The 13,904-nt window shown below is 33.8% G+C and carries 9 protein-coding genes; 5 read left to right on the top strand and 4 right to left on the bottom strand.

Annotated elements, in window-relative coordinates; all coding sequences use genetic code 11:
• Positions 1 to 161: 161 nt before the first annotated feature.
• Positions 162 to 677, top strand: coding sequence for a DUF6702 family protein (locus ACP3T3_RS11390; RefSeq protein ID WP_426476000.1), 516 nt, complete (start codon positions 162 to 164; stop codon positions 675 to 677).
• 5 nt (positions 678 to 682) lie between these two features.
• On the opposite strand, the gene ACP3T3_RS11385 is transcribed toward ACP3T3_RS11390, so the two are convergent.
• Positions 683 to 1,276, bottom strand: a complete 594-nt coding sequence (locus tag ACP3T3_RS11385) for an ACP phosphodiesterase (RefSeq protein WP_426475999.1) — start codon at positions 1,274 to 1,276, stop codon at positions 683 to 685.
• 157 nt (positions 1,277 to 1,433) lie between these two features.
• Positions 1,434 to 2,783: a DNA repair protein RadA gene (radA, locus tag ACP3T3_RS11380; RefSeq protein ID WP_426475998.1), complete on the bottom strand. Its 1,350-nt coding sequence runs from the start codon at positions 2,781 to 2,783 to the stop codon at positions 1,434 to 1,436.
• Positions 2,784 to 2,921: 138 nt separating this feature from the next.
• On the opposite strand from radA, the gene ACP3T3_RS11375 reads away from it, so the two are divergent.
• Positions 2,922 to 3,491, top strand: a complete 570-nt coding sequence (locus tag ACP3T3_RS11375; RefSeq protein WP_426475997.1) for a YceI family protein — start codon at positions 2,922 to 2,924, stop codon at positions 3,489 to 3,491.
• Positions 3,492 to 3,637: 146 nt separating this feature from the next.
• On the opposite strand, the gene ACP3T3_RS11370 is transcribed toward ACP3T3_RS11375, so the two are convergent.
• The gene (locus ACP3T3_RS11370) at positions 3,638 to 6,289 is read right to left on the bottom strand and encodes an NACHT domain-containing protein (RefSeq protein ID WP_426475996.1); all 2,652 of its coding nucleotides are present in this window, start codon (positions 6,287 to 6,289) and stop codon (positions 3,638 to 3,640) included.
• A gap of 22 nt (positions 6,290 to 6,311) precedes the next feature.
• On the opposite strand from ACP3T3_RS11370, the gene ACP3T3_RS11365 reads away from it, so the two are divergent.
• Both ACP3T3_RS11365 and yidC read left to right on the top strand, forming a co-directional pair.
• Positions 6,312 to 7,919, top strand: coding sequence for a CTP synthase (locus ACP3T3_RS11365; RefSeq protein ID WP_426475995.1), 1,608 nt, complete (start codon positions 6,312 to 6,314; stop codon positions 7,917 to 7,919).
• Between the two features lie 179 nt (positions 7,920 to 8,098).
• Complete coding sequence (gene yidC, locus ACP3T3_RS11360; protein WP_426475994.1) at positions 8,099 to 9,898, top strand: membrane protein insertase YidC; 1,800 nt, start codon at positions 8,099 to 8,101, stop codon at positions 9,896 to 9,898.
• Between the two features lie 131 nt (positions 9,899 to 10,029).
• Here the strand turns inward: yidC and ACP3T3_RS11355 are convergent, their stop codons facing one another.
• A complete protein-coding gene (locus ACP3T3_RS11355; RefSeq protein WP_426475993.1) occupies positions 10,030 to 10,614 on the bottom strand; it encodes a ribonuclease HII in 585 nt (194 codons plus the stop codon).
• 297 nt (positions 10,615 to 10,911) lie between these two features.
• On the opposite strand from ACP3T3_RS11355, the gene ACP3T3_RS11350 reads away from it, so the two are divergent.
• Complete coding sequence (locus tag ACP3T3_RS11350) at positions 10,912 to 13,893, top strand: SusC/RagA family TonB-linked outer membrane protein (protein WP_426475992.1); 2,982 nt, start codon at positions 10,912 to 10,914, stop codon at positions 13,891 to 13,893.
• The last annotated feature ends 11 nt before the right edge of the window (positions 13,894 to 13,904 follow it).

Here is a 13,904-nt window from a genome sequence, read left to right as displayed (position 1 = left end):
AAAATTACACGATTATGGAAATCAAAATTACTCCATGCAAAAGTAAACATTTCATATAAAGGGACTAAGTTCTTTAGAAATGTTTCCATTGTTTATTAGGACTTTACTCATGTAGTTTTTATAACTGCTGCTTTTTTTATATTTGCTGTAAAATAGAATATATGCCGGGTAAACTTTTTTGGGGATTTCTTTTACTGTTAACAGTCGTTTTTCAAAGCTTTGTAAGCAGTGATGCTGTGCATCCCTATCACGTAGGCTCTGTAGAAATCAATTATAACTCAAAATCCAGAACATTTGAAGTGACGGGAAGATTCTTTCTTGATGATATGGAAAGCGGACTGGGAAAAAAATATGGCGGAGCTTTTCATTTCAATGATGAAAAATACAAAGCGAAACTGAATGACGCTTTACAGAAATACTGTTCAGAATATTTCAAATTAAAAGCTGATAACAAATTTCTGAAGGTAAACTATATAGGCTATGAAGAAGACCAGGAATCTGTGAATGTGTTTATGGAATCCGAACCGGTAGCCACACCTAAAAAAGTAGAAACAGCAGTGAGTTTTCTTTATAACCTTTTTGATGATCAGATCAATATCGTACATATCATTGTGAACGGACAAAGAAACAGTGAAAAACTTACCTATCCCAACCGTTATCTCTATAAACAGTTCTGAGAATATTAATTTTCCAGCTGAAGTAATGTGTTGATTCCTTTCGCATGGGCGAGCAGATCAGGAAAAAAATCATCATAACATTGCTGAAGAAGATCTTTATTATTTAAAAAGGCCTCAAAAACAGGAATGTCTTTATCAAGATATTTTGCTTTATTCAGTACATTCTGAATACTGAATTTTATTCCCCAATCTTCACGGTAATTATAAAGCCAGTCGTCCTGCTCCATTTTGGCAAGCATCTTTTTAAAATTTTCTGGCAGCCACTGTTCATGGGCGTTTAAAACACTGTAAACACGAAGGGAATGAGCTTTCCATCCTGCCAGAGAATTCAGGGAAAGATCCCTGGCTACAAAATGATCCATCGAAACATCTACAAATGCGCCGGCATACAGTCTTACCAAAGGAGCAAATATTTTTTTGGCTTCATGAATAGCAGGATGGGAATCTGTATACGTGTCAATAGCTCTGTGGAGGGTAATTCCGTCCTGAATATCTTTCGGGAAAGTAAAACGATCCCTGTTACGGATAAAATCTTCGAGAAATTGTCCCACGATCTGCCCGTCGGTAAAAGAAAGAAAAGAATGAGCCAGATAATTCATAACTTAAAGGTATGAATTAAATGCTAATGTTGGGAACAATAGTGAATAGTGAATAGTGAATAGTGAATAGTGAATAGTGAATTCGCTTCGCTTGTGAATTTTTTTATCCTCATTTCAATTGACGATTGATTTGCGCAGCAAAATTGACCATTCACAATTAAAAAAGCCTCTCATGGAAATCCTCAATTTTACTCACTTCTTCTATCTTTATCCCAAATTTTCTTTTTGGAATTTTATTAAGATTGGAAACAAATATTTTTTCATACCCCAGTTTTTCAGCCTCGGTAATTCTTTGTTCCACCTGTGCTATAGGACGTATTTCACCGCTTAATCCAATTTCACCGGCAAAGCAGTAATGTTCCGAAATGGCAATGTCTTCATTGGAAGAAAGAACAGAAGCGATAACCGCCAGATCCAGCGCCGGGTCGTCTGTTTTTATCCCTCCGGTAATATTCAGGAAAACATCTTTTGCTCCCAACTGAAAACCCGCTCTTTTTTCCAGTACCGCTAAAAGCATATTCAGCCTCTTTGAATCAAAACCGGTGCAGCTTCTTTGAGGAGTACCATACACCGCTGTACTTACCAATGCCTGAATTTCCAGAAGCATAGGCCGGTTTCCTTCCAGGGTTACGGCAACGGAGTTACCGGAAAGCTCTTCAAATTTTTTGGTGATCAGAATTTCAGAAGGATTTTTGATTTCTTTTAATCCTTGTGAAACCATTTCATAGATCCCAATCTCGGAAGTAGATCCGAAACGGTTTTTGTTAGCTCTCAACAATCTGAAAAGGTGATTTCGGTCGCCATCAAAATTCAGAACTACATCCACCATATGCTCCAGCACTTTCGGTCCTGCGATTTGTCCGTCTTTAGTGATGTGTCCTACAAGAAATACCGGAGTGTTGTTTTCTTTGGCATATTTGATGATCTCATTGGAGCATTCCCTTATTTGGGAAACAGTTCCGGGAGAACTTTCGATCAGCTGAGACTGCAGTGTCTGAATGGAATCTATAATCATAAAATCAGGTTCCAGTTTCTTTGCTTCATGAAGGATCTTTTCCAGTGACGTTTCGGTGAAAAGAAAACAGTTCGGATTCTGAATATCGGTAAGTCTGTCTGCTCTCATTTTAATCTGGGAAGCACTTTCTTCCCCGGAAACATAGAAGATTTTTTTCTTCATTTTCAAAGCAAGCTGAAGCAGAAGTGTAGATTTTCCGATTCCCGGTTCGCCTCCAATTAAGGTAACAGAACCTAAAACGATTCCGCCTCCTAAAACGCGGTTCAGTTCTTCGGAGGGCGTTTTTATTCTCGGTTCCTCACTCGTTTCCACTTCAACAATATTGATCACATGTTGTTTGGATTTTGAAAAAGGTGGCGTTTTGTGAGAAGGTTTTTCAACCACTTCTTCTACTAAGGTATTCCATTCTCCACAGTTTTTACATTGTCCCATCCATTGAGGATACTGGGTTCCGCAGTTTTGACAGAAATATGCTGTTTTCAGTTTTGCCATACTGCGAAGTTATAAAAAAAGCATTTTTCTTTCAGAATTTAAATGGATTTAATAGTAAAAACTAATCCATGCACAGTAGAAATATCTTTCATATCTTAGCTTCATTCAATTAAAATATTAATGTAAAATATCATTACAATGAAAAAAGTATTTTTATCTTTCGTATTTGCGCTTTTAAGTGTTGTCACATTTGCACAAGGTACCTGGCAAGCAGACCAGATGCATTCTTCTGTCAACTTTAATATTAAGCATATGGGCATTAGCTTTGTACAGGGAAGGTTTGATAAGTTTGACGGAAAAGCAGCCACCAGCGGTGCTAATCTGGATAAGGCCGATCTAAGCTTTTCTGTAAGTGTTTCTTCTATTAATACCGGAGTGGACATGAGAGACAGACATCTTATCAGTGAAGATTTCTTTGATGTGGCGAAATATCCGGTTATTGAATTTAAAAGTTCTTCCGTGACAAGAGATAAAAACAACAATTATATCGTGAAAGGAAAGCTGACGATGAAAGGAGTGGAGAAAGAAATCAGTGCTCCGGTTACATTCGGCGGAATTACAAAAAATAAAGACGGAAAAGAAGTCATGGGGATTCAGACGAAATTTACAGTGAACCGCCTGGATTATGGAATTAAATATGATCCTACAGGAGCCGGTGTTGCAAAAGATGTTGAAGTAACGGCTTACTTTGAACTGGTAAAGCAATAGTATTTCTAACTATACATAATATAAAGGTTTTCCATTTGAACGGAAGACCTTTTTTATGAAAACTAAAAAATGTAAGAATTTATTTTTTCTTAATAATGAATGCTTTTTTCTAATTAGTGGAAAAAGTATCTAGCTAGGGTTAAATCCTAAAATCTGAGATCCTCTATGTTATCATGATCATCATTTTTTATTCCTCCAGTAGCTATAAGTTTATATTTGTCAATAAGATCAGAAATTAAAAATTCAATGGGACTGTTAATAGAATTGAAAATAAAATTTATGATAGGAGAATTTATTAGGCCTTTATCTCCTAATGTTTTAATGAAAAATTCGAAATCATTACTAATATTAAGATATAATAGGATGGGGCCATACCACCACTCTGATTTGATATATTGAAAATAATCTATTTTTCTATTTGATGCAATTTCCTTGGCTGTCAAATATTCCTGAAATCTTAGATGCCCAAAACCATAATTTTTATTACCAGTCATTGGAACTAAAATTTCACATGGAGAAATTAATTCTTCAATACCTTTTTCAATTTCATCTACAGTGTACTTATATTTTAATTTTTTTAGAAGATATTTACTGATGTCTTCCAAATCCATTTCTCTTAAATTTAGAGAATGTAGATGGAATGCTATTTTTTGAGAAAGATTTTCAAGTAAGGATGGCAAAGAAGATATCCTTGTTGTGATATGTTTTACATTGTCATAATAACCTGTAAATAACTTTAATCTTTCTTCGTAAAGCCTTATTTCTGTTGTGGGTAAATTTAAGCCATTTTCAGCTAGTACACATAATGTTGTAGTTAATAATGGATTTTTGATGAATTTATCCATTTCTTCATTTTTCCGAAGATGGCTTAGAACTATTTTTGGTGTAGATTTATTGTTTCCAAACCATTTTTTTATGAAATCTTCTCTTTGGTTATTAGTAAAGGGGAGGAGAGTTATTGAGAAAAAAGGTATTTGATTAATGTATTCTCCATAATATCTAGAAGAAATAATAATTTGTATTTTATGATATATTTCCGAAAACTCTTTGATAAGTTTTGGTAAATTAGGTTGTGGTTTGATGGCTTCGTCTATTCCATCAAAAATTACTATAGTTTTTTTATCAGATAAATATTTTTTTAATTCAAACATACTTATCGAAATACCAATTTTCTTTAAGTAGAATATAATTAGTTTTTCAATGTATTCAACGCTACTACCTTCGCTTTTAATTTCAATATTAAACTCTTTTACAACATAACCTAACGGAAAAAGAAAAATTTTTTTATCTGATTCTTGTTTTTTATGAGAAAACATTTCGAGACTTGTTGATTTTCCAGCACCGGCTTCCCCTAATACTGAAATATTCAAACCTGTTTCAAAGATTTCATTAATCGGCACTCTAAATCTAATATTTTCAAGGTTTTCACCATATTTATAATTTGATTTAATACCTAAGGTTTCTATAAAGTCGTGATTTTGAAAATCAAAAATTTTTGAGCATTTATTTATGATATTATCGCATTCATAAATAAAGTCTTTTAATAGTTTACGAGTATATTTTTTATTATTTATAAGTTCAACATTACTTTCAATATATTTTCTTTTCTCTAATATTTGTTCACATAAATTTTTTCCATTTATTTTTATTCTAACTTTAAAATTGTAATTTTTTATTTTGAGTAATTTCTGCTTTTCTGATAAATTCTGAATAAAATTTTGATTTAGTGCCAATCTCGTTTTATGATTTTTTATGCTCGAATCTAAATTATCAATTTCATATTGCTCATTTTTAGTAACAATTAATTTGGAGCTTTTCTTTATTGAGCTAATTTTTGCTGTTTCTTGGCTAATATTCTCTGTAATCAAATTATTTTCATTGGATAAATTATTTATTTGTTGCTGAATTTTATTGATTTCATCTAAATTTTCTTGATAAATTTGTTCCTTGTTTTGATACTTTTCTTTTAGAATTCGAAAGTCTTGTTCAAGAAAAGATAAATTAAAGTCACTTTTAATGTCGATGCAAATATTTTGAAATTTATTCCATTCTTCAAAATTTAGATTAATAGTTTTAATTTTTGGTTCAAAACCATAATTAAAAAATAACTCAGTGGTTTGCTTGCCGATTGAGAAATCAACATCTGTATAGATAGTTTTGATATCTTTAATTCTATCTTTACCCAGAGCTTTTAAAAGAATATTATTACTAAATTTTGGAGCAAGTTTAGTCTTTATTTCAAAATCAATTCCCTGGAATGCTTTAATTAAGTCAGGTGTTTTGTCCATAATTAAATCTACTAACCTTGGACCGTCAATAATTTTTATATTGCCTTTTAAAGTTGGGTAGTCATCGAAGATCGTTAGTAATGTTTTAGCATCAACTTCATGTGAACTTATTAGAAATACTTTATGAGGGATTTGTATTAAACCATTTGAATGTGGTATTTTTTTATTAAAACATACAGAGAGTTGATTTATTATTGTTTGTAGACTAGATTTGTCACTTGAAGAATTTGTAAATTTAAAATGTTTTACTTGTGCCACATTTAAATAAAGATCATTAAGTGGATCTTTTTCCCAGAAAACAATATCTTTACCTTCCTCGGAGGTACCTCCAAAAAATTCCACTTTCTCATACAAAGTTTTTAATACTGGAATTATTAAATCTTTTGTAAGATTATTTTCTGGATATTTTTTTATTGCTTCTAAAACTAGCTCTTTACGATTCATATTAATTATTCTTCTTCTAAAATACAAAAATTCATAACAAAATTGCTTTGTATCTCTTTTTCCCATAACTTTGCACAAACCTAATCTAATGAGTAAAAAGAATACAAAGTACATCTTTGTGACAGGAGGTGTAACTTCATCTTTGGGAAAAGGAATCGTGTCTGCTTCTCTGGGACTATTGCTAAAATCACGCGGTTTTAACGTAACGATCCAAAAACTAGATCCTTATATCAATATCGACCCGGGAACTTTGAATCCTTATGAGCACGGAGAGTGCTATGTGACTGAAGATGGTGCAGAGACGGATCTGGATTTAGGCCACTACGAGCGTTACCTTGATGCTCCTACATCCCAAAATAACAACGTTACTACAGGGAAAATCTACCAGACTGTAATTGAAAAAGAAAGAAAAGGAGATTTCCTTGGAAAAACAGTTCAGGTAATTCCTCATATTACTAACGAAATCAAACGCAGAATTAAAATCCTTTCTAAACAGAACTACGATATCATTATTACTGAGATCGGGGGAACTGTAGGAGATATCGAATCTTTGCCATACATTGAAACTGTTCGTCAGCTGAAATGGGAACTGGGAGAGCGCAATTCTATGGTGATCCACCTTACTTTACTGCCTTATCTGGCTTCAAGTGGGGAATTGAAAACAAAGCCATCCCAGCACTCTGTACGTCAGTTGATGGAAAGCGGAATTATGGCAGATGTTTTAGTATGCAGAACAGAACACAAGATTCCTAAAGATCAGAGAGCAAAATTAGCTCAGTTCTGTAACGTTCCTTTAGACAATGTTATCGAATGTAAAGATCTTGAAACGATCTATGAAGTTCCGATGTATCTTCAGAAGCAAAACTTTGATGATGTAGTATTGAAAGAACTGGATCTGAAAAGCGATAAAGAAGCAGATCTTAAAGACTGGAAGAGTTTCCTTAAAAAATTCCAGAATCCTAAGAAAACCGTTGAGATTGCATTGGTAGGAAAATATGTTTCCCTTCAGGATTCCTATATTTCCATTGCTGAAGCTTTCAAACATGCAGGAGCAGATCTTGAAACTGAAGTAAAAGTAAGATGGGTGTACAGCGGAGATATTACTGAAGAAAATATTAAGGACACACTAAAAGGAGTGAATGGTATCCTGATCGCTCCAGGTTTCGGGGACAGAGGGATTGAAGGAAAAGTTCTTACTGCAAAATATGCAAGAGAAAATAAAATTCCAATGTTGGGAATCTGTTTAGGTATGCAGATCATGACGGTTGAATTTGCAAGAAATGTTTTAGGACATACAAAAGCGAATTCAGTAGAATTTGATACGTCAACTCCGGATCCTGTGATCTCATTAATGGAGGAACAGAAAAATGTAATCGATAAAGGTGGAACAATGCGTCTTGGAGCTTGGAAGTGTTCATTGAAAAACGGATCCAAACTTTATGACATCTATGGAAGCAAAAATATTTCTGAAAGACACCGTCACCGTTATGAGTTCAACAGTGATTATCTTCAGGAGTTTGAAAAAAATGGTTTCCTTGCAACAGGAACCAACCCTGAAACAGGTTTGGTAGAAGCCCTTGAACTTCCTGATCACCCGTTCTATGTGGGGGTTCAGTATCACCCGGAATACAAGAGTACGGTAGCAACGCCGCATCCTTTATTCAGAGCTTTCATTAAAGCTTGCGAAAAGAAATAAGGTAAAATTTTATCATAAACGTCTACCCATAAACTCAGGCTGATTATTCTCAGCTTGAGTTTATTATATAGTAACAACGTAAAGCATAGAGTTTTGATAAAAAAACAGTATTTTTGTCAGCTCAAATTACGTACACCAATACGTATATTTTAAATTTAAAATTTTAATATAAAAATAAAATGCAACAAAACAACGGAATCGATAAGAAGCAAATGATTAGTTTCGCGGTTTTATGCCTTGTTCTCTTCGGTTTTATGTTCTACTTCCAGAACAAACAAACAAAAGAAGCGGAGCTGAAAGCTCAGGAGCAGAAAACGGAACAGGCCAAAAACACCGTAAAGCAAACTCAGGCAAATAATATCAATCCAAATGTAACTCCTAACGCAATTCAAACGGCAAGTCTTGGAAATAATGAATTAAAACTTGAATTTTCAAGCTTAGGAGGACAGGTTTCCAAAGTAGAGCTTTTAAAGTATAAAGCCTACAACCATAAAACAGATAATGCAGATCAGCCTCTTTACCTGATCACTAAAAATAACTCAAACTACGGCTTTCAGTTTAAAGACAAAACGGGAAAGGTGATCAATACTAAAGATTTAGTTTTCTCACCTGCTGTTAATGGAAATGCTGTAACTCTAACTGCAGATTATAATGGGGCTGTAATTCAGTTCATTTATACACTGCTTCCTAAATACACCCTTGATTTCAAGGTAAGAACTCAGGGGCTTTCTAAAATTACTTCAGATAATAAAGCAGATTTCATCTGGGATTATAATGTAAGAAACCTGGAAAAGGGTAGAGCTCAGGAGCAATCTCACTCAGAATTTTCTTATGCTTTCAATAATTATAAAGACTATGATTATGATGGAAGAACCACGATGGAAGAAGAAAAAGAAACCCTTAACTGGATTGGTGTAAAGCAGCAGTTTTTCTCTTCAGTAATTGAAGCTAAAAACGGATTTACCCAAAGCAAAGGGAATCAGGAAAATGTGGAAGAGGGAGAGTATTTGAAGAAATTCAATTATGAAGGTTTCGTTCAGATGACCGGAAGTGAGTTGAACCAGGATTTCACGTGGTATTTCATGCCATTGGATTTACCTTTGCTTAAATCATATGACAAAAACTTTGACGAGATTCTTCCGTTAGGTTGGTCGTTTATCGGAGCGATGAACCGTTACTTCTTCATGTGGTTATATAGCATTATTGCTGCCTGGGGATTATCAGCAGGCTGGGTGATCTTTGTAATGACAATCATTGTAAAACTGATCTTATCACCCATTATGTATAAGCAGCACAAATTAAGTGCAATGATGAAGGTAATCCGTCCGGAAATTGATGAAGTAAATGCTAAGTTTAAGGATGCAGATCCAATGAAGAAGCAGCAGGCAACGATGGAGGTTTACAGAAAAGCCGGAGTGAATCAGATGGCTGGATGTTTACCGGCATTGGTTCAGATTCCTATCTTCTATGCATTATTCCGTTTCTTCCCGAACTTCATTGATCTTAGAGGACAAGGGTTCTGGTTTGCAAAGGACTTAACGGCTTATGATGATTTGATTAAGCTTCCGTTTAAAGTTCCATTCCTTGGGGATCACCTAAGTATTTTTGCCTTAGCTTGTACGGTTGTGATCTTGATCTATACTGTTATGACTTCAGGAAATATGCAGCAGCCTCAGCAGGAAGGAATGCCTAATATGAAAGTATTAATGTATATCTTCCCGATTACATTCCTGTTCTTCCTTAATACTTCCGCTTCAGGTCTTTCATGGTATTATTTTGTATCGAATGCGATTAACATCCTAATCATCCTGGTTATTAAATACGTGATTCTGGATGAAAAGAAGATCCATGCTCAGATTCAGTCTAATAAGGAAAAACCAAAAGCAGAAGGTAAGTTCCAAAAGAGAATGAGAGAAATGATGGAGAAAGCTCAGGATCAACAAAAAGCTCAGGAGCAGCAAAAAAATAAGAAGAAGTAATTCTTAATTATAACATAAAAAAGAGAAGCAATTGTTGAATTGCTTCTCTTTTTTTATTTGAAATATTATTTAGAATGGTTTTAAATTTTTAATCAAGGTGTGTGAATTTAATAATTGATAATCAGGTGTTTTTAATCATATTTCAGTCTGAAAGATTGTCTGTGATGAGGTGTCGGGCCATGCTTTATAAGGGCTTCCTGATGTTTTTTTGTTGCATAGCCAAAATTGGTGTCCCAGCCGTATTCAGGATGCTCTTCATGCAGTTGAATCATTAGTGTATCCCTGTAATTTTTAGCAAGAATTGATGCTGCAGCAATAGATAAAACCTTAGAATCTCCTTTAATAATGCATTGATGGGGAATGTAATTATAAGGATGGAATTTATTTCCATCTACCAAAATAAGTTCAGGTGTGATGGTGAGTTTATCCAGCGCACGATGCATCGCATGAATGCTTGCATTGAGAATATTATGCTCGTCAATAAAGGAAGGAGGGAGCTCTGCAATGGCATAGTTCTTCACATTATCTTTAATATAACCATCCAGTTCCATGCGGGTTTTGAATGTTAATTTTTTTGAATCATTCACCATATTTTGTTTGAAATCATCGTCTAAAATTACAGCAGCAGCTACCACCGGCCCGCTTAAACATCCTCTTCCCACTTCATCACATCCCGCTTCGATGTAAAGGTTTGACCAGTTTTTTATTAGCTCCATGAATTGTTTCTATAATGCAAAAGTATAAAATTTTGTAATAAGTTATTTTGTTGATTTTTTATTGTTTTCACCCTAAATGTGTGTATGGTTTTGTGATTTTTTTAGTTTTTGTATTGTAATTGTTAATTGTTTTGGTTTTTCATATTGATGAAATAATGTGTTTTCATTTGAGATATTGTTAGTTTTATAATGTTTTTATGATAATATTTTTTATTACTTATAAAACTTTAACATTTTTTTTGGTTAATTTATGAAAGTTTCACATATTTGTAATCTGTAAAAATAATTGAATTTGATATGAAGAAATTAACTGCGAGTGTTTTCGCGGTTGTACTATCGTCATCATTTGTGATGTTGTCAGCCCAAAACACAAAAGATACCCTAAAAACTAAAAATATTGAGGAAATAGTTGTTACTGGAGCCTTAGGTATTAAAAAGAAACAAGACGCTGTTACAGCGGCAAGCCAGGTAGTAGGAACTAAGGAACTTAATGCAGCATCAAACCCAAATGCTGTTCAGTCATTGACAGGTAAAGTTGCAGGTTTGCAAATTACAACAACAAACGTGGGTGTAAACTCAAGTAACAGAATTGTATTAAGAGGGACCCGCTCTATAACAAGTGACAACCAAGCTCTTATTGTTATAGACAATGTAATTTCTTCCTCGGCTGTATTTCAACAATTACCCCCTGATGCAATTGAAAGTGTCAATGTTATTAAAGGACTTCAAGGAGCCGCTTTATATGGTTCTCAAGGGGTAAATGGAGTTATTGTTGTTACTACTAAAAAAGGAAGCAATAATCAAAAAATTCAGTTTAATCTTACTTCATCAGTTGAAATTTCCTCTGTTTATAAATTGCCAAAAATACAGACTAAGTATGGGCAAGGCGTTCAGGATGAGACTTTCAGTGATGTAGATTATAATGGAACAAATCATGTTCCTTGGGAGAATACCTCTTGGGGACCAGCTTTTGATGATCCAAAAATTGGGGGACAATATGTAGAAACCGGCTTACCACAAGCAGATGGAAAGTTTCTATTTGCGCCATATGCACCAGTTAAAGATCATTTTGCGAAATTTTTTAAAACCGGAGTTACTTTCCAGAATGGAGTATCTATGAACGTTGGTGGATCTGACGCGTATGCTTATTTGAATTTGAACAGAATGAGTAGTGATTTCATGGTGGAAGGAGATAAAATGCTTAAAAATTCATTCTTATTTAAAGCAGGTAAGAAATTCGGGAAATTTAGAATAGATGGTGATATTAACTATATTTACAGATCTACTACGGAAACAAGTCATGATTTATATGGAGAAATGTTACAAATGCCAAGTAATATTGACATCAGGAATTATAGAAACTCTGGACTAGAAGGCAATTATAGTGTTTATGCGTTGAATCCATACTGGACAATTCAGAATGAAAGATATAATGCAAAGACTAGTTTTATTTCAACTATAATAGGCCTTCAATATGAATTTAATGATCATATTAATGTGACATATAAAGGAGGTTTGCAGAATACAATGGGGGATTTTGATAATTATAATAATGGTTTCAAATTTACTCGTCAGTATAATGGTACAGGGACAGGACTAGACGAAACCTATTTTTCTGACTATGGAACAGGTGATGTTACCTCTCTTTTTAGACAGAGTCTTTCCAAAACTTCAAATTATTATGGGGACTTATTAGTAAACTTCGACTATAATTTAACGGATAATATTGTATTTAAACTTAACACAGGTATTAATACCCAGGACAATAATTATAGAATTAACGAAGTTGGAGGTGAAAACCTTAAAATAGCCAAATGGTATAATTATGCCAATGTTTTAAATCCATATTTAGCTTACCAGTTAAATAATTACCAATTAAGAAGCCGTGTATTTGCTGTATTAGGGAACTTGGATTTGTCATATAAAAATTATTTATATTTGAATGGTACTTATAGACAAGAGTGGAACTCTGTTTTTTCCGTTCGTCCAACAGGTACTTATGAGCAGGATTTACGAAGCTATGGGTATTTTTCTGCCGGTCTAAGTTTTATACCTACTAATGCTTTCGAAAGCCTAAAAGGAGATATATTGAATTATGCAAAAATATCTCTATCATATACAAGTGTAGGAAACGCACCAATAGCTGCTTATGCTGTAGATCAGATTGGGTCATTCCCTACAGGCTATCCATTTGGAACTAATACTGCTTACATTGCCAATCAAAATCCTACATCAGAACTTATACGGCCTGAAAATGTTTATACGAAAGAAGCAAACTTATATTTGGGCTTCTTTAAAGATCGATTGACTTTAACAGGTTCATATTCGCAGTCAGATACAAAAAGATTGATTACTCGTGTAACCTCTAGTTCAACTACAGGTTTGGCAAGCCTTCAGAATAATTTTGGAAGAATGGTTAATAATACATATGAACTTGAATTAGGGATTACACCCATTAAAAGCAAAGATGTAGAATTAAACATTAGAGGGTTTTATTCCTCTTCAATAGCTAGAATTAAAGAATTGCCAGAAGGAGTAGATGAAGTGAATCTATTAAGTTATTCAACTCCTGGTGTTGGTATTTTTGCAATTAAAGGTGAAAAAATGCCAATGATAAAAGGAACAAAATACCAGCGAGATCCTAATGGGAACATTATTGTTGATTCTAATGGAAATCCTTTAACAACATCTACTTTTGAGATATTAGGAAAAGCAAATCCAGACTACATTTTAGGTATGAACCTTAGCTTTAGAGTTAAAGGCTTTACTCTTTCTGGTACTATGGACTATAGAAAAGGTGCTAGTTTTATCTCAATGTCTAAAAGGTTATTGATGTTTACTGGTGCAGATCCTATGACTGCTGATTATGATAGAAGTCAAGGGTATGTTATACCAAATTCTGTGCAGCTTGTTAATGGAAATTATGTGACTAATACTACTCCTGTAGGAAACAGTGCAGATTATGGTGGGGCAGTATCTTATTTTACAGGAGCTGGAAGAAATATTGGTGAAAATCTTGTTGTTGACGGAACAGCATTAAAGGTAAGAGAATTAGCTTTAAGCTATAGCTTGCCAAAATCACTTTTAGCATCCACTTTTGTTAATTCTGCTACTTTAGGAGTTTTTGCAAGAAATCCGTTTATAAAATATGCAGATAATAATTTGAATTATAATGATCCGGAAACTGCTTCTGGTAACGGTAATGCTAATGGAATAGCATTAGACACACAATATCCGAATTATAGAACATTTGGATTTAACTTAAATGTAACTTTTTAATTGGACGAGAA

This window comes from Chryseobacterium sp. CBSDS_008 (assembly GCF_049959325.1).
Taxonomy (GTDB): domain Bacteria; phylum Bacteroidota; class Bacteroidia; order Flavobacteriales; family Weeksellaceae; genus Chryseobacterium.
The sequence above is the reverse complement of the archived record's forward strand: the minus strand, read 5'-3'. Positions and strand labels throughout refer to the sequence as shown.